The organism is Nostoc sp. CHAB 5836, from assembly GCF_020829445.1.
GTDB lineage: Bacteria > Cyanobacteriota > Cyanobacteriia > Cyanobacteriales > Nostocaceae > Nostoc.
The window spans coordinates 1-23133 of record NZ_JAIVFV010000107.1; the positions used below are offsets into that span (position 1 = coordinate 1).

Annotated in this window: 19 protein-coding genes and 1 pseudogene; 10 read left to right on the plus strand and 10 right to left on the minus strand. The window is 42.6% G+C overall.

What is annotated here, in order from left to right:
• Positions 1-457, minus strand: a pseudogene (locus LC605_RS20300) (photosystem II q(b) protein); the annotation flags it as partial.
• Between the two features lie 542 nt (positions 458-999).
• Between LC605_RS20300 and LC605_RS20305 the strand changes: the two are divergent.
• Positions 1000-1371, plus strand: coding sequence for a DUF2237 family protein (locus LC605_RS20305; protein ID WP_229549319.1), 372 nt, complete (start codon positions 1000-1002; stop codon positions 1369-1371).
• Between the two features lie 93 nt (positions 1372-1464).
• On the opposite strand, the gene LC605_RS20310 is transcribed toward LC605_RS20305, so the two are convergent.
• From LC605_RS20310 to LC605_RS20325, 4 genes are all read right to left on the minus strand, one after another.
• Positions 1465-3504, minus strand: coding sequence for a response regulator (locus LC605_RS20310; RefSeq protein ID WP_229549320.1), 2040 nt, complete (start codon positions 3502-3504; stop codon positions 1465-1467).
• A 4-nt stretch (positions 3505-3508) separates the two neighbouring features.
• Positions 3509-4081: a chemotaxis protein CheB gene (locus LC605_RS20315; RefSeq protein WP_229549321.1), complete on the minus strand. Its 573-nt coding sequence runs from the start codon at positions 4079-4081 to the stop codon at positions 3509-3511.
• Between the two features lie 336 nt (positions 4082-4417).
• Positions 4418-4900, minus strand: coding sequence for a DUF3368 domain-containing protein (locus LC605_RS20320; protein ID WP_229549322.1), 483 nt, complete (start codon positions 4898-4900; stop codon positions 4418-4420).
• A complete protein-coding gene (locus LC605_RS20325; RefSeq protein ID WP_229549323.1) occupies positions 4890-5144 on the minus strand; it encodes a UPF0175 family protein in 255 nt (84 codons plus the stop codon). The genes LC605_RS20320 and LC605_RS20325 overlap by 11 nt, the downstream gene beginning before the upstream one ends.
• A 1224-nt stretch (positions 5145-6368) precedes the next feature.
• Between LC605_RS20325 and LC605_RS20330 the strand changes: the two genes are divergently transcribed.
• Both LC605_RS20330 and LC605_RS20335 read left to right on the plus strand, forming a co-directional pair.
• Positions 6369-6869 (plus strand): DUF2231 domain-containing protein, encoded by a 501-nt coding sequence (locus LC605_RS20330; RefSeq protein WP_229549324.1) that lies wholly within the window; start codon positions 6369-6371, stop codon positions 6867-6869.
• Positions 6866-7483 (plus strand): DUF2231 domain-containing protein, encoded by a 618-nt coding sequence (locus LC605_RS20335; RefSeq protein ID WP_229549325.1) that lies wholly within the window; start codon positions 6866-6868, stop codon positions 7481-7483. The genes LC605_RS20330 and LC605_RS20335 overlap by 4 nt, the downstream gene beginning before the upstream one ends.
• Before the next feature lie 22 nt (positions 7484-7505).
• Here LC605_RS20335 and LC605_RS20340 read toward each other — a convergent pair whose 3' ends face one another.
• Entirely contained in the window at positions 7506-7670 is a 165-nt protein-coding gene (locus LC605_RS20340; RefSeq protein ID WP_229549326.1) for a hypothetical protein, read from the minus strand.
• Between LC605_RS20340 and LC605_RS20345 the strand changes: the two genes are divergently transcribed.
• The 3 genes from LC605_RS20345 to LC605_RS20355 all read left to right on the plus strand — a co-directional run bounded on the left by LC605_RS20345 (position 7669) and on the right by LC605_RS20355 (position 10951).
• A complete protein-coding gene (locus tag LC605_RS20345; protein WP_229549336.1) occupies positions 7669-8580 on the plus strand; it encodes a cytochrome c oxidase subunit II in 912 nt (303 codons plus the stop codon). The genes LC605_RS20340 and LC605_RS20345 overlap by 2 nt on opposite strands.
• 13 nt (positions 8581-8593) lie before the next feature.
• Positions 8594-10255, plus strand: coding sequence for a cytochrome c oxidase subunit I (ctaD, locus tag LC605_RS20350; RefSeq protein WP_229549327.1), 1662 nt, complete (start codon positions 8594-8596; stop codon positions 10253-10255).
• Positions 10256-10348: 93 nt separating this feature from the next.
• Complete coding sequence (locus tag LC605_RS20355) at positions 10349-10951, plus strand: heme-copper oxidase subunit III (RefSeq protein ID WP_229549328.1); 603 nt, start codon at positions 10349-10351, stop codon at positions 10949-10951.
• Positions 10952-11313: 362 nt separating this feature from the next.
• Here LC605_RS20355 and LC605_RS20360 read toward each other — a convergent pair whose 3' ends face one another.
• Positions 11314-11910: a hypothetical protein gene (locus tag LC605_RS20360; protein WP_229549329.1), complete on the minus strand. Its 597-nt coding sequence runs from the start codon at positions 11908-11910 to the stop codon at positions 11314-11316.
• A gap of 183 nt (positions 11911-12093) precedes the next feature.
• Positions 12094-13446, minus strand: coding sequence for an OB-fold nucleic acid binding domain-containing protein (locus tag LC605_RS20365; RefSeq protein ID WP_229549337.1), 1353 nt, complete (start codon positions 13444-13446; stop codon positions 12094-12096).
• Between the two features lie 385 nt (positions 13447-13831).
• Here LC605_RS20365 and gatA point away from each other — a divergent pair, with 385 nt between their 5' ends.
• On the plus strand, positions 13832-15292 hold the full coding sequence (gatA, locus tag LC605_RS20370) for an Asp-tRNA(Asn)/Glu-tRNA(Gln) amidotransferase subunit GatA (RefSeq protein WP_229549330.1): 1461 nt from the start codon (positions 13832-13834) through the stop codon (positions 15290-15292).
• 234 nt (positions 15293-15526) lie between these two features.
• Here the strand turns inward: gatA and LC605_RS20375 are convergent, their stop codons facing one another.
• The gene (locus tag LC605_RS20375) at positions 15527-16003 is read right to left on the minus strand and encodes a helix-turn-helix transcriptional regulator (RefSeq protein ID WP_229549331.1); all 477 of its coding nucleotides are present in this window, start codon (positions 16001-16003) and stop codon (positions 15527-15529) included.
• A 363-nt stretch (positions 16004-16366) separates the two neighbouring features.
• On the opposite strand from LC605_RS20375, the gene LC605_RS20380 reads away from it, so the two are divergent.
• The gene (locus LC605_RS20380) at positions 16367-17389 is read left to right on the plus strand and encodes a tetratricopeptide repeat protein (protein WP_229549332.1); all 1023 of its coding nucleotides are present in this window, start codon (positions 16367-16369) and stop codon (positions 17387-17389) included.
• 132 nt (positions 17390-17521) lie between these two features.
• Positions 17522-18535: an NAD(P)-dependent alcohol dehydrogenase gene (locus tag LC605_RS20385; protein WP_229549333.1), complete on the plus strand. Its 1014-nt coding sequence runs from the start codon at positions 17522-17524 to the stop codon at positions 18533-18535.
• A 247-nt stretch (positions 18536-18782) separates the two neighbouring features.
• Here LC605_RS20385 and LC605_RS20390 read toward each other — a convergent pair whose 3' ends face one another.
• Positions 18783-19409, minus strand: a complete 627-nt coding sequence (locus LC605_RS20390; protein WP_229549334.1) for a hypothetical protein — start codon at positions 19407-19409, stop codon at positions 18783-18785.
• Between the two features lie 546 nt (positions 19410-19955).
• Between LC605_RS20390 and pruA the strand changes: the two genes are divergently transcribed.
• On the plus strand, positions 19956-23012 hold the full coding sequence (gene pruA / locus LC605_RS20395; RefSeq protein WP_229549335.1) for an L-glutamate gamma-semialdehyde dehydrogenase: 3057 nt from the start codon (positions 19956-19958) through the stop codon (positions 23010-23012).
• Positions 23013-23133: the final 121 nt, after the last annotated feature.

Consider the following 23133-nt stretch of genomic DNA (forward strand, 5'->3'; position numbering starts at 1 on the left):
CTGCAACCGGCGCTGAATAGGCGATCGCAATCCAGGGGCGCATACCTAAGCGGTAGGATAGTTCCCATTCCCGACCTAAGTAGCAGAATACGCCAATCAGGAAGTGGAAGATTACCAATTGGTAAGGACCCCCGTTGTACAACCACTCATCTAGAGATGCTGCTTCCCAAATTGGGTAGAAGTGCAAGCCGATGGCGTTGGAGGAAGGTACTACTGCACCGGAGATGATGTTGTTTCCGTAAATCAAGGAACCTGCAACTGGTTCACGGATGCCATCGATGTCTACTGGAGGTGCAGCGATGAAGGCGATTACGAAGCAAGCGGTGGCCGCTAGCAAGGTGGGGATCATCACTACCCCGAACCAACCGATGTAAATCCGGTTGTTGGTACTGGTGATCCATTCGCAGAATCGATCCCATACGTTGGCGCTTGAGCGCTGTTGTAAGGTTGTTGTCATTGTTTTATAAATGCGGTTATTTGGAGATGAATCAGGCTCTTTTGTCTTTGCCTGTAAAACTACTTTACACTGCTTTACAATTTTTAATCAACTTTTATTACTTCAGTAAAGCTGATCTAAAATATCAGTTTTTCTTATTTAAAAGTAAGCAAGAAGGTCAGGATAGACCGAGGCTCTGTTTTGTATAACAGTATATTGCCTACTGATCTGGGAATAATAGCTTTGTAGATTACCGCTATTCCAAAGAAAATTAACCCTCAGCTAACCACTGAGGGCTTTTTTTGTTTGGCAAAATGGCATATCTCTCAAGTGAACGGTTGCTACGGTATTTGAGTAGGATACATTCCATGCGAAAAAGTACTGACTTGCATTACCCCTGGTAGTTTGCCAGGGGTTTTTATTGGAACTTTTACTGAAATATTGCACCATTCTCAATAAGACAAGACTAGCGAATTAATAAGCGATGGCGATTTTTATTCGACTAGAGAAGTGTCAATATAGGCTTATATGGAAGTGAAAAAATCAAGTGCAACGAATTAACGATGACAGAAGCTAAAAACGTAGTTGGTGGAAACCTAGAGGTCTGCTGCACTTCTCCCGTGACTGGATTTTACCGCGACGGTTTTTGTCGCACAGGTGGTCAGGATTTCGGGTCGCATGTCGTATGTGCGGAAATGACCTTAGAATTCTTAGAGTTCACCAAATCGCGGGGGAACGACCTAAGCACACCTGTTCCTGATTTTAATTTTCCTGGACTGAAGCCTGGCGATCGCTGGTGTTTGTGCGCTTCTCGCTGGGAAGAAGCTCTCGATGCTGGCGTTGCTCCACCTGTCATCCTCTCTGCAACCCATGCTAGAGCTTTGGAAGTGGTTTCCCTAGACGAATTGAAAAAACATCCCCTAACTTCTTCTTGATTGGGCATTGGGGACTGAATTCTTCCCAACTCCCAACTCCCAACTCCCAACTCCCAACTCCCAACTCCCAACTCCCAACTCCTCAATTCAAAATCAACTCACTGCAACTTCGGCAGGTAGTTTTAATACATTGGCAACCATAGCAATCAATTTAGCGGGGTCTATTGGCTTAGATAAATGCTGCTGAAATCCTGCTGAAAGTGCTTCTAAGCGGTCTTCCTCTCGCGTGTAAGCTGTTAAAGCGATCGCTGGGATAGATCCACCTTTTTCTGGTTCTAAAGAGCGCAGTTTGCGAATCAGCGTATAACCATCTTGCTCCGACATACCGATGTCGCTAATCAAGATATCTGCTTTTGCTTGTTCAAGTACTGCTAGGGCTTCATCAACTGATGCTACCGCAGTGGCGATCGCTCCATACTCCTCAAACATGAAACTAAGAAAGTTACGGGTGTCTGCCTCATCATCTACAACTAAAACCCTTAATCCAGCAAGCGGTGTCGATGGCACGGGAGATGAAATTTCTTCTGTTGCTCCTTCTCTATTTCCCCTATTATCTTGTAGCAGTGGTAGTCTGACAGTAAAGGTTGCTCCTTCTCCAGTGCCTAAACTTTGGGCAAAGATTGTACCCTTGTGCAGTTCTACTAAATGACGGACGATCGCTAGTCCTAGCCCTAATCCATTGTGCGATCGCGTTGTGGTGCTGTCTGCTTGCCGGAAACGCTCAAATACTTTGGGCAAAAACTCGGAACTGATGCCAATGCCTGTATCGATAACTTCAATTTGGGCGTATTTGGGAGTTGTTTGTTGTTCTTCATCACAGACTACCGACAGATTCACTTCTACCCTGCCACCCTTGGGGGTAAACTTAATGGCATTGGTTAGTAGATTCCAAACAACTTGCTGTAACCTGGCTGGATCGCCATAAACTGACCCGACCGAAGCATCCAAAACAGTATTTAACTTAATATCTTTTGGTTCTGCTAGGGGACGCACTGCCTCTAAGGCGGACTCCATCACGGAGATCAGATTCACCGCAGATACATTTAACCGCAACTGACCACGGATAATCCGGGATACATCTAAGATATCCTCAATTAGTTGCATCTGAGATGTAGCGTTCCGTTCAATCGCTTCTAGGGCCCGATGAGTGGCTTTTTCGTCAAGTTTCTTAGAGCGGAGGATTTTTGACCAGCCCAGCATTGAGGTTAGGGGTGTGCGGAGTTCGTGGGAGAGAACGGCGAGAAATTCATCTTTCATCCGATTTGCTGCTTCTGCTTCGACCCTTGCTGTCTGTTCTCGAATTACTTGAGCGCGGACTTCTTCTGCTTGTTTGCGTTCAGTAATATCTTCGAGAGTGCCGACATATCCCAGCAATTCTCCTTGACCGGAAAGCATCGGTGATGAGCGAACCTGAACCCAACGGACGATGCCATAAGCAGTTTGAAAGCGAAACTCTTCAGAGTAGTCGCGACCTTCACGAATATAATTAGACCAAGTAGCAACTGCTCGTTCTCTATCTTCTGGATGAACAGATTCTAGCCATCTTTTTTCTAAACTCTCTGCCGCTTTCAAGCCACAAATTATTTGATAACGGGGATTAGTATACCTACAGCCGCCTTCAGTATCAATTTCAAAAATGCCAACGGGTGAACAGGTACTTAGCGATCGCAATCGTTCTTCACTTTGCTTGAGTTCTGCATTCACTGCTACCAACTGCGCTGCTTGTTCCTTGACGGCTTCTGTTTTCTTAAATAGTTCTACGAATACTGTGACTTTAGAAGTCAAGATATTGGGGTCTAATGGTTTGAGCAAATAATCAACTGCACCCAAGGCATAGCCTTTAAACAGCATTTGGTCGCTGCTGCTAAAGGCGGTGAGAAAGATAATTGGAGTGTGACGCGATCGCCCCCGATTGCGAATCAAGGTAGCGGTTTCAAAGCCATCCATCCCTGGCATTTGCACATCTAGCAAAATCACCGCAAAGTCTTGATGCAGCAGACACCTCAAAGCTTCTTCCCCAGAAGTGGCTCTCACGAGATTCTCCCCCAGTTTTTCTAGGATTGCTTCTAGTGCCAGCAAATTTTCTACTTTATCATCTACTAGGAGGATGTTTACTTTGGGTTCCATCTGCATCGATTTATTTCCGTGATGAGTGACAAAGCTTGACCATCTCGGAAGCAATGTCTGAGAGTGTCAAAATCCAGTCTACTGTAACAGCAGAAATTGCTGCCTGTGGCATAATATTGCTCTTTGCTGTGGCAGGTTCTTGTACAATAGTAGTTCCTCCCCGCGCTTTTATTTTCTTAAGACCTTGCATACCATCTTGGTTTGCTCCTGTTAATATTACACCAATCACTTGCTCAGTATAGATATCGGCTGCCGACTCAAACAACACATCGATAGATGGTCTGGCGTAGGAAACAGGCTCATCAGTCGAAAGAGCAAAGTGACCAAGTTCAACCAGCAAGTGATAATCTGCTGGAGCTAAGTAGATGTGTCCTGGTAGTATTTCGTCTTTGTCTTCCACTTCTCGAATCGGCAACAAAGTGGATTTTTGTAATAACTTCTGGAGTGTGTCGTTAGATTCCTTGTGACGGTGTTGCACGATCGCGATCGGCACTACGAACTCTGCTGGTAACTTCCCCAGGATAATTTTTAATGCTGACAATCCGCCCAAAGAAGTACCAATTACCACAATTTTAAATGCCATTTGTTTAATCCTCACATCTGTATAATGTGGGTTTCAATCTTAGAGGATGTTTTAACCCAATACGGTTCACAAAAGGGCTGAAACTCTTTTTTACGAACCACAGAGGCACAGAGAACACAGAGAGAAGAGAGAAGGAGGAAATGCTTAACCCAAGTGTATTGTGTTTTAACCCACGTTCCGCACCCTGGGGTGTCACATAGTGTAACTACTAAGTTTTTGTAACTACTGTAGTTTTAAATTATGCTTGTACATCTTCATATTTAAGTTATTTTAGTGGTTTTATGTATATTAACTAGCTTTCTTTCTGTCTAAAAATCAGTAAAAACTCCCAATCCCCTATTCCCCTGCTTGTTGTTTCAGCAAATTTACTAAACTATCAGATAACCACAAACCAGCGTCACGCAAAGCTTGAATACCAGGAGATATGCTGGGGATCAATCCACGTCTTTTTGCTAATATCAGCAAACCTCCTGTCCCAATAGTCGTAACACCTAAAGCTTGTCCACAGCGTCGTGCTGCCCTATCATCAACAATGGCCGCATAGTCTGAATTTTTTAGTGCCAAACTTAATACCTGTGATTCTCCCTTTCCCAAATCCCAAGCTGCTACAACAGGAGCAATAGTATTAACTTCTACTGTTTGTATCCAAGAGATACTGCGTAATTGTGTTGTTGCAACATCATCTTTTGTTGTGACTTCTTCAAAAACACCTAATGGAACTAAAATTTCTGTGAATAATTGTGGAATTAATTGCGCTTGTTGACTTTTCAAAAGCACAATCAAAGGTGAAGAGTTAATAATTGCACGATTAATCGACATTTGCCAATTCCTCAGCTAACTCTTGGGCAGTATATTGCATAAAATCTACTTGGTAGCGTGATAATACATTAATAAATTCAGCCCGAGATAGCCCAGCTATTTCTGCTGCTTTAGCTTGTGATATTTCACCTAATTCATACCATTTAGCTGCTGCTGCAATTCGCATTTCTTGGATGAATTCTTCAGGATTTTTGCGGAGTGCTGAAAACACTGTTTCTGGTAATTGTATTGGTACTGTTCGCATAAGCTTTTCCTCAGTTTATCAGGTTTAACGAATAATCGGAAAGTAAAGTTCTGTATTGATTATATCAAATGCAATTTGATAATTACCGTTAGCACCTTTAACAAGTTCCGTGGGTTTAAGTCCCCCGGATAAATAAAAAAAGCAAGTTTTGTGTTGGGGCTATATTTCGACTTCGCTGAATTTATACAAAATTTATTTTTCTGCCCACATTTTAGTTATTGATGTATCAAAAAAAGTCTTAGATCCGGTCATATAAATTGATTTTTTATGGCTTGTGAGAAATCCCGGCTTACCTTGATTCGCTTCTATACCAACTGCTGAATATTATTAGGACTTACGCAATAACTCTCTAAAACCTTGTTCCTTTTTGTCCAACTCTTACGAGACGCACTCGCGTTTGCAGTTCGTTTTTTCATGATTTTGCGTAAGTCCTGATTATATAATTTTGTCAGTTACATTACAATTAACAATTTGATCATTGTGAAAAACTTGACAGACAAATACTAGGTTTAGGGTTTTGAAATTATTCATTAATGCCAGAAGCGATACATTATGAAAATATTTTTTTGCTAAAAAACTAACTTTTAAAACTTTAATTAGTATTGCTTTGACAATTCATAAAAATTTACTTAAGCTAAGAGATAGGTTAAGCAAATCAACAAACGACAGCGATTTGGTTTAGCTACATCATAAATTGCTGTTGCACATTATTGGCATGAGGAAAATAATCGCAACAAAAGTCGTTCGCTAAAGGCAAGTTTACTAAATTTGTCTACAAAAAGCTAAGACATGATTAAGCGTATTGCACCGCGCACATATTGAACAGATTCCGGTCAATTATGAATGGATACTTGTAGTGATGTTAGTGAATATCCATCAATTATTGAAGTTTGACTAGCGATTTTGGATTAAGGTCTTTTGGTTTATATCTCAATACAGTTCAGTTAAGGCTAAAACTCTTTGCCAAAGTCATTTTTTTAACGTAGACGCTTCGGCTTGCCGCAGGCTACCGCCATCGCGTAGCGCCTCCCCCTGGGAGAAGGACGCCTTCGCGCAGCGTCTCGTCAGAGAAGGACGCAAAGAAAGAGAACAGAGAGAAGAAAGAAATGCTTAACCCAACTGTATTGATTTATATCTCGTCAGGGACGGAATAAATCTAAAATCCAAAATTGGCAGTTCAAGATTGATTGACCAAAGTGCGGTAGATATGTCCAGGAGAAGACGATGCTTGAGTATTTTACATCTTTGAACGACCACAATTTACCCTATCCAGATACGATTCATCCCATCGTTGTCCACTTCGTAATTGCGATGGTATTGTTTTCCTTTTCCTGTGATATAATTGGCTATTTTACTGGTAAATCCAGTCTTTTTGAAGTGAGTTGGTGGAATATGTTGGTTGCCACCATCGCTATCTTCGTTGCGATCATTTTTGGTCAATTTGAAGCGGGTTTAGCACAACCTTACAGCCTAGCTAAATCGGTGCTGAATTTGCATACGCTGATTGGTTGGTCGCTTTCGGGAATCATTACGGCGATTACAGCTTGGCGCTATGTAATTCGTGCCCGCAACCCGCAAAAAGTACCGATTTATTATTTGGGAGCTGGACTAGTTTTGACCCTAATAGTTGGCTTGCAGGTATATCTCGGAGATGAACTTGTTTGGGTGTATGGATTGCATACTGTACCAGTAGTGGAAGCTGTAAAGGATGGTCTGTTGCGATGAACTCAGAATTAATTGACCAATTGAGCGCCTCTCTAGGGGCAAACGGATTACCTTACACGATTCCTATTCATCCCAACTTAGTTCATCTGACAATAGGTTTGTTCATCATTGGAATCACCTTTGATATCGTTGGTGTTTTGTTTCCCTTTGAAAAATGGGTCTTCAAATTTTTAGCAATTACTGTGGAACGTGACAAATTATTTGATGTTGGCTGGTACAACATACTAGCTGCCAGCATCATTACATTTTTCACGGTGGCAGCAGGCTTTTACGAAATGCTGTTGGCCACACCACCAGCTGATATGAAGAGTGCCTGGGGATTGCAGGCAATGGAAACTATGCTTTGGCATGGTGTGGGTGGTGTGTTCTTATTAGCGCTGATTGTTGGCATGACCATCTGGAGAGGATGGCAGCGCTTCGTTTGGGCCAAACAAGAATATAAACAGACAGATAGAGAAGTGCAATGGATCTATCTGTTAGCAGGCATAGCAATCATGTTGATTATGTACGTCCACGGGACACTAGGGGCGCAAATGGCTACCGAGTTTGGCGTACACAATACAGCAGATAATTTGTTGCGATCGCACCAAGACCTAAACACAACACTCAAATAAGTCAATTGTCATTTGTCATTTGTCAATTGTCCTTTGTCATTTGTTTAAAGTTACTAACCACCGACCAATGACCAATGACCAATGACCAATGACCAATGACCAATGACCAATGACCAATGACCAATGACCAATGACCAATGACCAATGACCAATGACCAATGACCAATGACCAATGACCAATGACCATGAAAATCCAGAAGATTTTAAATATTTTGACGCTGCTTACAGGCGCGATCGCAGTGACTATTACCAGTCTCTGGATCGGGAAGCAGGCTTACTCTTGGCTTCCGCCGCAAGCAGCAGCCGAATCCCTACTAATTGATGATTTGATTAGCTTCTTAGTAACCCTCGGTGCCTTCATCTTCTTGGGAGTCACAAGTACTCTGATGTATTCTGTAATCTTCCATCGGGCAGTCAAAGATGACTTCACTGACGGCCCTCCAATTGAAGGTAATATCACCCTAGAAGTTGTCTGGACAGCAATTCCAATTATGTTAGTTTTGTGGATTGCTGGCTACAGCTACCAAGTTTACGAACAAATGGGAATTCAAGGCCCATCCGAAGTAGTTCACCTGCATAATCCGATGGTAATGGAATCAGCTTATGCACCAGCTAACGCCTTAGCAGAACCCGTTGAGAAAATCGACGTATTAGCTAAACAGTGGGCGTGGGTTTTTCATTACCCCGAAAGAGATATTACCAGTACAGAATTGCATTTACCGAGCGATCGCCGGATACGTTTAGCGCTGCGATCGCAAGACGTACTCCACGGCTTCTATATACCTGCATTCCGCCTCAAGCAGGACATTATTCCCAACCATGCGATGGACTTTGAATTTACTCCCATTCGCCCCGGCAAATACCGATTGACCGATTCCCAATATAGCGGTACATACTTTGCCACCATGCAAGCCAATGTGGTTGTCGAATCTCCTGAAGATTATCAGCAATGGCTAGCCCAAGCTGCAACCCAAAAGCCATCCCTAGCAAATAATCAGGCAGCTTCTGAGTATGCCCAAACGTCCAATCAATCAGTCCAAACTGGTTGGGTTACAGTTCCACCTGCTGCACCTTTTCTAGTCAATTCACCTGGTTGAAAGGAAACTAACCATGACTAATGTTCCTATTGAAGGCATCCTTCTCCCGAATGAGAAGCTTAACCACGAATCTCCAAGTAATTGGAAAGAATACTTCAGCTTTAGTACTGACCACAAGGTAATTGGTATCCAGTATCTCGTTACCTCATTTTTCTTCTTTCTCGTCGGCGGTATCTTTGCGATGGTGATGCGGGGAGAACTGATGACACCCGAATCAGATTTAGTCGATCGCACCGTCTACAACGGTATGTTCACCATGCACGGCACTGTGATGCTGTTTTTGTGGACATTTCCTTCACTAGTTGGTTTTGCTAATTATCTAGTGCCCCTGATGATTGGGGCGCGAGATATGGCATTTCCTCGCCTCAACGCCGTCGCCTTTTGGATGGTGCCAGTAGTCGGAATTATCATGATGGGCAGCTTCTTTATTCCTGGTGGCCCAGCCCAAGCCGGTTGGTGGTCTTACCCACCAGTCAGTCTTCAGAATCCCACAGGTAACTTAATTAATGGTCAAGTTCTCTGGCTGTTAGCGGTGGCAATATCCGGCGTATCTTCAATTATGGGGGCAGTGAACTTTGTCACCACAATCGTCAAGATGCGGGCCCCAGGAATGGGCTTCTTTCGGATGCCCCTATTTGTTTGGGCAGTATTTAGCGCCCAGATTATCCAACTATTTGGACTACCTGCACTGACAGCTGGTGCGGTGATGCTGCTACTCGACCTCACAGCTGGTACTGCCTTTTTCGACCCTGCTAGGGGTGGGAACCCAGTTATGTTCCAGCATTACTTCTGGTTCTACTCCCACCCCGCCGTTTACGTGATTATTTTGCCCATCTTTGGCATTTTCTCAGAAATCTTCCCAGTTTATTCACGTAAACCCCTATTTGGTTACAAAGTAGTTGCCATTTCATCCATTTTGATTGCCGTAGTTAGCGGTATCGTTTGGGTACACCATATGTACGTCAGTGGTACTCCGGGCTGGATGCGGTTGATTTTCATGCTGACGACGATGTTTGTATCTGTCCCCACAGGAATTAAAGTATTTGCTTGGGTAGCAACAATTTGGGGCGGTAAACTGCGGCTGAATACCCCCATGCTGTTTGCCTTGGGCGGATTAGTCATGTTTGTCTTCGCGGGTATCACAGGCATCATGCTTTCCTCCGTGCCAGTTGATGTCCACGTTAACAATACCTACTTTGTAGTCGGACACTTCCACTACGTCCTTTACGGCACCGTGACAATGGGCTTATTTGCCGCCATCTATCACTGGTTCCCCAAAATGACCGGGCGGATGTACTCCGAAAGCTGGGGTAAAATCCACTTCTGGTTAGCCTTCATCGGCACCAACCTCAACTTTTTGCCCATGCATCCCTTAGGATTGCAAGGGATGTTACGCCGAGTCGCTTCCTACGCCCCAGAGTATCAATTCTGGAATATCATCGCCAGCCTCGGTGGATTCCTCTTAGGAATGTCCACCCTACCCTTCATATTCAACATGGTGATTTCTTGGATGCAAGGCGACAAAGCACCCAATAACCCTTGGCGGGCGATCGGACTAGAATGGTTAATTTCTTCACCCCCCCCAGTAGAAAACTTTGAAGAAACTCCCATCATCATCTCCGAACCCTACGGCTATGGCAAATCAGAACCCTTAACAGCCAACCTCCCAGAATAAAGCCAAATATCGGGAAGACGCAAAAACCCTCCGCGTACCTCCGCGCTTCCCTTTGCGTACCTTTGCGTTTCAAACTCCCCCTCAAAAACCAACATGGACACCTACATCAATTCCCACCAATTACCCCACACAGCCGCAGAACACACCCACAACGAAGAAGGCAACAAAATGTTTGGCTTCATCGTCTTCCTCCTCTCAGAAAGCGTCATCTTCTTAAGTTTTTTCGCCGGATATGCCATCTACAAAACAACAACCCCTAACTGGCTACCAGCCGGTGTTTCTGGACTAGAAATAAAAGAACCGGCAATCAACACAGTAATTCTTGTTGCTAGTAGCTTTGTAATTTACTTAGCAGAACGCGCCCTTCAACGCCACAATTTAGTGAAATTTCGCCTATTTCTCTTGGCAACAATGGCGATGGGAACTTACTTTTTAGTTGGACAGGCGATTGAATGGAACGGCCTCGCCTTTGGTTTCACTTCCGGGGTATTTGGTGGAACGTTCTATTTGCTTACAGGCTTTCACGGTTTGCACGTCTTCACCGGTATTCTGTTACAGTTGATAATTTTGGTACGTTCGTTCTTACCTGGCAACTACGATACAGGTCACTTTGGTGTCAATGCAACTTCATTGTTCTGGCACTTCGTCGATGTTATCTGGATTATTTTGTTTATCCTTATCTATATTTGGCAGTAGAGATTGATCGGATAAAAACCAATACGGTTCACAAAAGGGCTGAAACTCTTTTTTTACGAACCACAGAGGCGCAGAGAACACAGAGAGAAGGAGGAAATGCTTAACCCAACTGTATTGGGATAAAAACCCAGATAATTTATCTGGGTTGGTGTATGGGGTATTGTTAATTACTTCTATGCCCCATACACCATTTACTTTGTTATTCTGGTTGATGCGAGTGATTGCTATTTCATCTGTTGTTAACCAAACAGGCAGCTTTAAACTCAAACTTGCGTAAGGGTAGTCCAACTCAGGAATCGCTCAAAAAATTGTGCAAGAATACAGAGGGCAAATCACTGTAAGAACTATACTTGGGTCAAGGCTCAACCTTTCAAATTAACCTTACCTTCAAACTTTGACACCTCTTGATGAGATAAAAATTGATCACTAGTGTGATAATTTCTTCGCCATTGTTCGAGCTTATCTATAGATATTGATTTAGATGTGACATTCACACCATTTCCTCGCCAAGCAACTTCTGGATCTGTTGTGAAAACCCCGCATTCTAATTGATCTAGCCTCATATTCCAATATTCGCTAAATCGACCTTTTAAAGTAATAACTTGCTCAAATACCTTGTTTCTATGTTTATTTCTTCTTTTTCGTTCTGTTGCTCCAGTTGCTTCTGTATCAATAAACTTAGTTTCAATTAAAAAGAGACTACCTTTAAAGGTTAGGAAGACAAAATCACATTTCCCTAAATCTGTATAATCTGAAATTGGAGATTTTTCAAATAACAGCAATTCAGCGCATGAGGGAAACAACTCTTTAATATTCAGAAATAAATAAGCTTGTAATAGAAGTTCCTTATCATAGGGAAACAAGATAACTCCTTCAAAAAACTTTTGAATGTCCTCCTGAGTTTGGGGTTGAATTTTTTTACAGTATGAAACAAATTTATGTAGCTCGTTTACGATCATCAAGTTTTAACTCCTTCCCCCGTTCGCATCCTCAAGGGCCTTGGCATAAAAAGATACCATTTACTCAAGGAAAATATCATCCGCGTTAGTAACTAAAAAACCGATTTGAATCCTTAACACTTAAGAAAATTTACTGTTGACAGTTCAGTAAAACCATTTCTAAGGTACTTTTCACTCTTGGCCTCAGCTACCAGTCAGCGATTTTATATGAGCATGAAAACTGGCGTTTTGCAAAGCTTGAACAGTGATTCTAGAATCCTGTACGCAAAATTGCCAACCCAGGCGTACAAGTTTCCGAGAATTTTCAGTTTGAATAATTCCAATTACTGGCATTTTTGCCTTTTCTTTATCTACTGACTGTTCTTGCAAAATTGTTTTCAAGTGATGTAGGTAATCGATATTACCTGCTTGCTGCGGATTTAATTCCACCATCACCATTTGTACTGTTTCCACTGGTTCTACATCTTCAAGAATAAACTGAGTTTGCTCGTCGCGTCGATCTACTTTTCCCCAAATAATCAATCTAGTATCAACTTGGAGTAGGGAACTAATGCGTTCATAGGTTTTAGGAAAAACTACAGCTTCTGATTGTGTTGTGAGGTCTTCTACTTGTAAGATTGCCATCTGAACGCCTTTTTTAGTAACCACTTTTTTGACGTTATTCAACATCACAACTGCACAAAGTCTTGTTTCTTCCCTTTGTTCTCCCAGTTGGGAAAGGTTAATTGGAGTCAAAAGTGGTGCTATTTGCCGCAAGGATTTCAGTGGATGATCTGACACATAAAAGCCTAATAATTCTTTCTCCATCTGCAACTTTTTCTGTGGGGGTAAATCCATCACAGGTTTAGATTTGGGAGCAATTTCAAAGCCATTATTTGCTTTTTTATTCTGAGTAGGAGAAAATGCGTCGCCTAATAAATCCAAAAGATTCCCTTGACCACTAGCTCTGTCTTTAGCGCGAGATTGTGCCCAATCGTACACTAATTCTAAGTCGTTAATTAACTGTTGGCGGTTGGGTTCAAGTTTGTCAAAGGCTCCGCAGTAAATCAGCGACTCCAGAGTGCGGCGGTTAACAGCACGTAAATCCACGCGATCGCAAAAATCAGCCAGGGATTTAAACTCTCCTGTCTCATTTCTCGCCTCCAAAATACAAGCGATCGCATTTTGTCCTACGTTACGCACCGCCGAAAATCCAAACAAAATCTTTCCTGCCGTTGGGGTAAAATCAACACCTGAACGATTAATATCTGGCGGATCTATGGAAATACCCATATTTGTACAGTTAGTAATATATCTCTGTACCTTATCCGTATCACCACTGTTAGCCGTTAACAGTGCCGCCATATATTCCAATGGGTAATTAGCTTTTAAATAAGCTGTTTGATAAGTTACATAACCATAGGCAGTCGAATGGGATTTATTGAAACAATTGGAAGCTATTAAGCCGTTTTTTATCGCAAAATTATGGTAATCTTCAACCCCAATGTCATAGACATTTTGTTTGCCTAAATATTTGCGTGTGGCTATTTTGATCATCATATCCTACCCCCAAAAAGTTTTTGCGGAATTAATTAATTGATAAAAATTTGTAATTTTGTAGTCTTGTTATTACCTTTAATATAAAATTATAACACTAGAAAACACTGCTATACTTTTACACAAAACTAGCCAAGATATATCAAAACTTTAGTAAAGTATTCACTACACAGTTGATAGCTATATATTTGCTGTTTTAAAAACTTAATTAAACACATTTCAATAAATATTAATCCCCTTGTCAAATATCTAGGGAGTGAAACATGGGGGGACGGCAAGGAGCAATTATTGAATAAATCTCTCCTTTGTCTCTTCCCCATGCCCAATACCCAATCTTGACCAATATGTACTAAAATCAATGACTTGAGTCACAAAGAGAGCAATCATGGCATCCATCCGCGAGTTGCACCAACAGCTGGTTAAGAAAGAACGTTCTGCCGTCGAAATTACCCAAGAAGCTTTAGAGCGCATTCAAGCATTAGAACCGAAATTGCACAGCTTTTTATGTGTCACCGCAGAACGGGCATTAGAGCAGGCAGGTGCTGTGGATGCCAAAATTGCTGCGGGAGAAGAAATTGGGCTGCTAGCAGGGATTCCTGTGGGTATCAAGGACAATTTGTGTACCAAGGGAGTTACTACCACCTGCGCCTCCCGGATTTTGTCAAATTTCGTGCCACCTTATGAATCAACGGCGACGCAAAAACTGGCAGATGCTGGGGCGGTAATGGTAGGCAAAACCAACTTGGATGAGTTTGCAATGGGTAGTTCTACAGAAAACTCTGCTTACCAAGTTACGGCTAATCCTTGGGATTTGTCACGAGTTCCAGGTGGTTCTTCAGGGGGGTCTGCGGCGGCGGTGTCGTCCCAAGAATGTGTAGTTGCTCTCGGTTCTGATACTGGGGGTTCGATTCGCCAACCTGCATCTTTCTGCGGTGTGGTGGGGATGAAACCGACTTATGGTTTGGTTTCCCGTTATGGTTTGGTGGCTTATGCTTCGTCTTTGGATCAAATTGGGCCATTGGCGAATACAGTGGAAGATGCCGCAATATTATTAAGTGCGATCGCAGGTTACGATCCCAAAGACTCCACCAGCCTGAAAGTTGCCATTCCCAACTACGCTGCTAGCTTAAAACCAAACTTCAAACCTAGACGTCAGCTAAGAATTGGTATCATTAAAGAAACTTTTGGTGAAGGTTTAGATTCTGTTGTGGAAGAAGCTGTTACCAAAGCAGTAGATCAACTACAAAGTTTGGGAGCGGAAATTCAAATAATCTCCTGTCCCCGCTTTCGGTACGGCTTACCCACCTACTACATCATCGCTCCATCAGAGGCATCAGCAAACCTGGCTCGTTACGATGGCGTTAAATATGGGTATCGCGCTCCTGATGCAGATAATCTGCTATCGATGTACACTCGTACCCGTGCCGCTGGTTTTGGTAGAGAAGTCAAACGCCGAATTATGATTGGCACTTATGCCCTCTCGGCTGGCTATTATGACGCCTACTACCTAAAAGCGCAAAAAGTCCGCACCTTGATTAAGGAAGACTTTCAAAAAGCTTTTCAATTAGTTGATGTGTTGGTTTGTCCCACATCTCCTACTACAGCATTCAAAGCAGGGGAAAAAACTACTGACCCCTTGAGTATGTATTTAACTGACTTGATGACTATTCCTGTGAATCTTGCTGGTTTACCTAGTTTAAGTTTGCCGTGTGGTTTTGATGATCAAGGGCTACCCATAGGATTACAGATGATTGGCAATGTGCTGCGAGAAGACCAACTATTTCAGGTAGCTTATGCCTATGAGCAATCCACTACTTGGCATCTGCGTAAACCGCAAATATCTTGAAAATTGTCATTTGTAATTGGTCATTTGTCATTGGTTATTAATTCTTCCTCGCCACTCGCCACTCCTTCTACTTTTTAGTTTACTTGTTAGAGAGCATTTATAAAGTAAACCTTAAATTGTCGGGTGCGTTATCGCTCTCGTGTACGGCACCTGGAGATATAATGCCCTGCGGCTAAATTAGACTTTCTCAAACCCTCAAATTCCTACACAGCCGTAACACACCCTACTTAATATTTACTTTATAAATAGGCTCTTAGTCTGATTACTGACTATTGACTGTTGATTATTTTCTTCTGGTGTCAGGGATTGAATTGTAAGTCGTGGATTAAGTGTATAAAGAAGACCAGCAGATGCACCGACTAATAATAAAATATAGGTCAGAACAAGAGGTATATATCTATTTTGTTTGTTGTCTGAATTCTTCGGAGCATTATTGAAGTCTTGGCGGACAACATTAGTTATAAGGCTGTATGATAAAGCATTTCCATCCAACCCTAATGCATCTCCATAGCGACGGATGAATCCTTGAAGAAAAATAGGCTCAGGCAATTCTTCAAATCGTTCTTCTTCTAAAGCTTGCAAAACACCTGCTCGAATCAGTGTTTGAGCAGCTATTTTTTCTATGGGGATAGATTTTTCTTGTCTTACTTGTCGTAAGTGTGTGGTTATTTCTTTTAGCTGCTCTACTTGAGCTTGATTTAAGAGTGTCACAGTCTTCTCCTCTATGAGCTAATTCTACTATTCATTGAGAAGACTTGAATCGGCATACGTAAATTTACGGAATATTTGTTTTGAGGAAAATATAAATGCGATCGCCACTTTTCCTCCAGCAAAAACTGCCCTCTACCTTCTGGGTATGAAACATTACTATACTTTTATCTTTACGTCTTATATCTTTAGATATAAAATTAAGGTTGAAATTTGGTAAACCTAACCTAAGAAGGGTCGATTCCCAATAGACATAGGAGTGAAAACGAATCTCAAACCCTTATCCTGTCTAGGTGAAGACCTAATTTCTGCCAGATGTCTAATAGATGTCCTGCCATATTTATTGCAGAATGCAACTGAGGTCAGATGACGGAACCTTTAAATCAAGTCAAAGAGTGGGAACAACGTCGTGATGAAGCAAACCGCTACTACCAAAGGGGGAAATTTCAAGAATCTCTGGATCTTGCAACCAAAAATTTAGACTTGGTTAGAGCAATTCCAGATCGAGCCAGAGAAGGTTATACATTAAACGACCTCGGTTTAGCTCACCTCAGCTGCTGGCAACTTCAAAGAGCATTAGAGCGCTTTCATCAGGCGCTTTCGGTTGCTGTTGAAATTGGCAACGCGCCAGTAGAAGCAACTGCACTTAGCAATCTGGGTTCTACCTACAGCCGTCTTGGACGCTTTTCGCAAGCGTTGGAATATTTTGACAAAGCACTGCCAATATTTAGGCGATCGCAAGATACTCAAAGTGAAGTTTCTACTCTTAATGATGTAGCCCTAATTTATACCCGCTTAGGAGAACCGAAACGGGCACTGTTGCTACAACACCAAATTTTGAGGATGCGGCGATTGTTAGGTGACTTTTCTGGTGAAGCAACAACGCTAAATGGCATTGGGTTCGCCTACAATGTCTTAGGCAAGTTTGAGCAAGCTTTAGAATTTTTTCAAGCGGCACTCCCAATTCAACGAGCTGTCAAAAATATAATTGGTGAAGCAACCACTTTGAACAATATTGCTTCTGTCTATCATGATTTAGGACAGCCAAAACAAGCGCTGTTGCTCTACTATCAAGTTCTTTTGACACGTCGAGCAATCAGCGATCGCTCTGGTGAGGCCACAACCCTTCATAACATTGGTTTTACCTATCGCACCCTGGCAGAGCATCGGCAAGCAATGAAGTTCTATAAGCAAGCCATTGAGATTTATCAACAACTGGGCGATGGACTCGGAGAAATTTCTACTTTGCTGAATATGGGAAACCTTTACGCCGCCACAAAACGCAAAAAATTGGCGCGATCGTGCTACCAAAATGCCCAAGAGTTAGCAGAGCAAATCGAACATCAGCTACTTCTGGAAAAAGTACAGCAATTCATAGATTCTCTGTAGGTAACTCTAAGTAATAGGATAGAGCTTAGTAAGTAGGTCGGCGTAATTAAAGATAACTGGCTAAGGTTGTCATTTGTCCTTTGTCATTTGTCCTGAGACGTAACTTTTGAGCTATTGACAAAAAGGAATTCGATGAAAGCTTACGAAATTCAAAGCAACGCCGGAATTGATGCCTTGGCATTAGTCGATCGCCCTGAACCAAAAGCCGCAGCTGGACAAGTTCTGATTCAAGTTAAAGCAACATCCCTAAATTACCGTGATCTACTTGTCGCCGAGGGAGCTTACGGTGCTGGACAGAAATATCCGTTAATTCCCCTGTCTGACGGTGCAGGGGAAGTTGTAGCGGTGGGGGAAGGTGTGACACGGGTGAAAATAGGCGATCGCGTGGCTGGTATTTTCTTCCAAGACTGGATTTATGGCTCTTTAACCAAAGAGAAAATGAAATCCGATCTCGGAGGCGGTATCGATGGAATGCTAGCTGAGTATGTCGTATTACACCAAGATGGTTTAGTGATATTACCTGAATACTTATCCTATATTGAAGGTGCAACTTTGCCCTGTGCAGCAGTCACAGCTTGGCACGGACTGGTAACAAAAGGCAATATTGGTGCAGGTGATAGTGTTTTATTACTCGGTACTGGAGGAGTTTCAATTTTTGCTCTCCAGTTTGCCAAGATACATGGTGCTAAAGCGATTATTGCTTCCAGCAGTGATCAGAAGTTGGCGCGAGCGAAACAGCTTGGTGCTGATGAGACAATCAACTACAAAACAACACCAGATTGGGAAAAGCAAGTTTACCAATTGACTAATCGCACGGGTGTAGATCATGTAGTTGAGGTAGGCGGTGCAGGTACTCTGCCAAAATCACTACAAGCTGTCCGCATTGGGGGACGTATTAGCTTGATTGGCGTATTATCAGGCAGAGGAAATGAGATTGACCCCATGCCAATACTTTTTAAGAGTTTAACAGTTCAGGGAATTTATGTTGGTAGTCGGGAAATGTTTGAGGCGATGAATCAGGCGATGCAACAGCATCAAATCAAACCAGTTATTGATCGAGTTTTCCCATTTACTGAAGCACGGGAAGCTTATCATTACCTCAAAAGTGCAGCTCACTTCGGTAAAGTTGTAATGACGCTAACGTAATTCGTAATAAGTAGATCGGCGCAATTAAAGTTAACTGGCTAAGGCTGTCATTTGTCATTGGTCATTTGTCATTTGTCATTCTCTGCTTGTATGAAACCACCCTACTTAAAAAGGGGGTAAATAGAAGGAAAAGCCCCCCTTTTTAAGGAGGGTTGGGGGGATCTCCGAGAGCCAAACATACTAACCGAACCGTATTGGGTTGGGTTGAGCAAGGAAACCTAACCTACGTAGATATTGAATTTTAGCCTTAACCCAAGGATTGAATTTCTCCCTGAATATTGCCACGGGCAGATGGTTCGGCGAACTCTAACATTAAAGGCGTAAAGTAAATACGCGATCGCTGTAAAAATCCTTCTAAAACCTGCCGACGACTTGTGATATAATCTGCTTCTGCCACCCAGCCATATTCCTGGCGAATAGCATGGGCGTATTCTTCATACTGCACTGGGTTACTAGCGAAAATCGCTAAATCTGCATCAAGTAGAACTTGGCTATCATAGTCATTCACCGCAGCTTTGTGATCTTTAGTGTTCAGAATAAGATGGGTGACAGTAGTTATGGTACTTTCTGGAATATCCAAATTACTCAGCAATTCAAAAGCATAGTCTGCACTTCGTTCTTCATTATTTTGAGCTTCAGTGTCATACACTACATCGTGAAACCAGGAAGCTAGTTGAACAGCAGCTAGGTTGTTGGTGTAGCCTTGCAAAATCTGAATTGTGCTGAAGACGCGATCGATATGTTTTAGTGTATGGTAGTACCGACCAGGGGTAGAGTAAGCTGCAACCAAGCAATTAAAGGCTTTCTCACCAGTTACCTGGTCAACACCAAAGGGTTTGAGTGTGTGTTGCCAGTTATAAAATAAAATATCCATAAAGTTTTTTGTAGGTATAGAGGCAGTATACCCATTCTTCATATTGCAAAAAACAGGTACATCCTCTTAAAACAGTTATCAGTTATCAGTTATCAGTTATCAGTCAGCAAGGGCGTATAGTGGGGGATAAAGAAGTGCCACCAACGCCTGACACCTGTACGGCGTAGGCAAAAACTTGCGGGATAAATAGAGATCACTGTTTACTGTTTACTGTTAAAAAGGAGCTTGCAGCAAACCATCTGAGATAGCAGTTTAATTTTTAATTTAGGGACTTCCAGGAATTAAATTATTCAATTTTGGAGCGAAGATGATCATTAGACATCTCCGAAAAAGAATCTCAAACGCTTACTCTGTCTAGGTGAAAACCTAATTTCCGGAGATTTTTACGAACCACAGAGGCGCAGAGAACACGGAGAGAAGGAGAAGGAGGAAATGCTTAACCCAAGTGTATTGTTCTAGATGTGGTGACAGCTAAATGAAAGCGTCAGAATAGAAGACACAGGCTTTGGACAAAAAGCCTTGCCTTAATTAAGGAGTTTACTATCAGTGGTATTACAAGTACAAACAAGCACCTACGAAGCTAAAACCCAAGAAATTGCTAAACAACTTCTAGCAGCAACGCAGGAAAATCGTTCGTTTTTTTCTTCCCTGCGGGATCAAATGCGCTGGGATGATAAATTACTAGCTTGGGCGATGAGTAATCCTGGATTGCGGGTGCAACTATTTCGCTTTATAGATACCCTACCTGCTTTGCACAGTAAATCAGAAATTGCCTCACATTTACAAGAATATTTAGGAGATGAATCTGTAGAATTACCGGCAGCTTTGAAGGGAATACTCAACTTTGCTAACCCTGACTCTATGCCAGGACAAGTTGCTGCGACAACTGTTGGTACAGCCGTTGAAACTCTTGCTCATAAATATATTTCTGGGGAAAATATTAAACAAGTCATCAAAACAGTCGAACGACTGCGAAAAGAAAAAATGGCTTTCACTATCGACTTACTTGGTGAGGCGGTAATTACTGAAGCCGAAGCGCAGTCTTATCTAGAACGCTATCTAGAATTAATGCAACAATTGGTAGAAGCATCGAAGAATTGGTCAGCGATTGGGGCTATTGATGAGGCTGATGGCGAAAGGATTCCAAAAGTTCAGGTTTCTGTGAAGTTAACAGCGTTTTATTCTCAATTTGACCCATTAGATGCTAAAGGTAGTGAAGAGCGAGTTAGCGATCGCATTCGGATTCTCTTGCGTCGTGCTAAAGAGTTAGGCGCAGCTGTCCATTTTGATATGGAACAGTATGCCTATAAAGATATAACTCTCAGCATTCTGAAAAAACTGTTACTAGAAGAAGAATTTCGGCAACGCACAGATATTGGGATGACAATTCAAGCATATCTGCGTGACAGTGAGCAAGATACCAAAGACCTGATTTCGTGGTTAAAACAGCGCGGTTATCCTCTGACAGTCCGCTTGGTGAAAGGCGCATATTGGGATCAGGAAACGATCAAAGCAGCCCAAAAGCATTGGCCACAGCCAGTTTACAACGACAAAGCTGCAACTGATGCTAACTTTGAAACCATCACTCAGTTATTGCTAGAAAATCATCAATATGTGTATTCTGCCATTGGTAGCCATAATGTGCGATCGCACTCTCGCGCCATTGCTATAGCTGAAAGTTTAAATGTCCCTCGCCGTCGCTTTGAATTGCAAGTCCTCTATGGGATGGGTGATAAAGTTGCAAAAGCATTAGTTGACAGGGGTTATCGGGTGAGAGTTTACTGTCCCTATGGTGAATTATTACCGGGGATGGCGTATTTAATTCGGCGATTATTGGAAAATACAGCTAATAGTTCTTTTTTACGGCAAAATCTCGAAAATCGACCCATTGAAGAATTATTAGCGCCGCCAATTGTCAAAGATGAAAACAACTCTTTAACTCCCAACTCCCAACTCCCAACTCCCAATTCTCCACTCCTAACTCCTAACTCCCCACTCCTAACTCCTAACTCCCCACTCCTAACTCCTAACTCTCATTTCCTCAGTGCGGCTGATACCGATTATGCTGAGGAAGAGATGAGAACCAAGGCGGCGCAAGCTTTCCAAAGCGTTCGCCAACAGTTGGGTAAAACTTATTTACCACTGATTAATGGCGAATATGTTAATACGCCGGAATTTGTTGATTCTCAAAATCCTTCTAATTTCAGTGAGGTAGTTGGTAAAGTTGGGTTGATTAGCGTTGAACAAGCAGAACAGGCGATGGAAGCTGCTAAGGTGGCGTTTCCTGGATGGAGGAAAACACCAGCGAAACAACGCGCTGATATTTTGCGGAAAGCGGGTGATTTGATGGAAGAACGCCGCGCTGAACTTTCAGTTTGGATAGTTTTGGAAGTTGGGAAACCAGTTAAGGAAGCTGATGGAGAGGTTTCGGAAGCGATAGACTTTTGTCGATACTACGCTGATGAGATCGAACGGTTAGACAAAGGTTTTAATTACGACATTCCAGGCGAAACTAATCGTTATATTTACCAGCCACGGGGTATTGTTGTGGTAATTTCTCCCTGGAATTTCCCGCTAGCGATCGCTTGCGGAATGACTGTTGCAGCTTTGGTTTCAGGGAATTGCACTCTCCTCAAACCTGCGGAAACATCTTCTGTAATTACGGCAAAACTCACAGAAATCTTGATCGAAGCTGGTTTTCCCAAAGGTGTATTTCAATATGTACCTGGCAAGGGTTCGCAAGTCGGCGCTTATTTGGTAAATCATCCAGATACTCATGTAATAGCTTTTACAGGTTCCCAGGAAGTAGGTTGTAAAATTTACGCAGAAGCGGCCATCTTAAAACCTGGACAAAAGCACATGAAGCGGGTGATTGCTGAAATGGGTGGCAAAAATGCCATCATCGTCGATGAAAGTGCTGATTTAGACCAAGCTGTTGTGGGCGTAGTCCAGTCGGCTTTTGGTTACAGTGGACAAAAATGTTCTGCCGCCTCCAGGGTGATTGTGCTGCAACCGATTTATGATATCTTTGTGCAACGATTGGTAGAAGCGACAAAATCGTTAAATATTGGGGAAGCAGAGTTACCGAGTACACAAGTTGGGCCGGTAATTGATGCTAATGCCCGCGATCGCATCCGCGAGTATATTGAGAAGGGAAAGGCAGAAGCGCAATTAGCATTAGAACTACCAGCACCCGAACAAGGATATTTTATCGGCCCTGTGATTTTTAGTGAAGTATCGCCAAATGCGGTAATTTCCCAACAAGAAATTTTTGGCCCTGTGCTGGCGGTAATTCGGGTGAAAGATTTCCAGGAAGCGTTAGCAGTCGCCAACGGGACAAACTACGCCTTAACTGGAGGGCTTTATTCTCGAACACCTTCGCACATTCAACAGGCGCAAACAGAATTTGAAGTCGGGAATTTGTACATTAACCGTAATATTACCGGAGCGATCGTTGGACGGCAACCCTTTGGTGGATTCAAACTTTCTGGAGTCGGTTCTAAAGCCGGCGGCCCTGATTACCTACTGCAATTCTTAGAACCACGCGCGGTTACAGAAAATATTCAGCGCCAAGGTTTTGCACCAATTGAAGGTGCAGAGTGAAGTACCCCTTTTTGCTTCGCTGAAAAAGGGGCTTCCAATTTCAACTACAACAACGACGGTTTTATTCGTCTTTTGGGTTTCCCGTCTCAACCGCAGTCGCCTCTACTAGCCATCTAGCTTT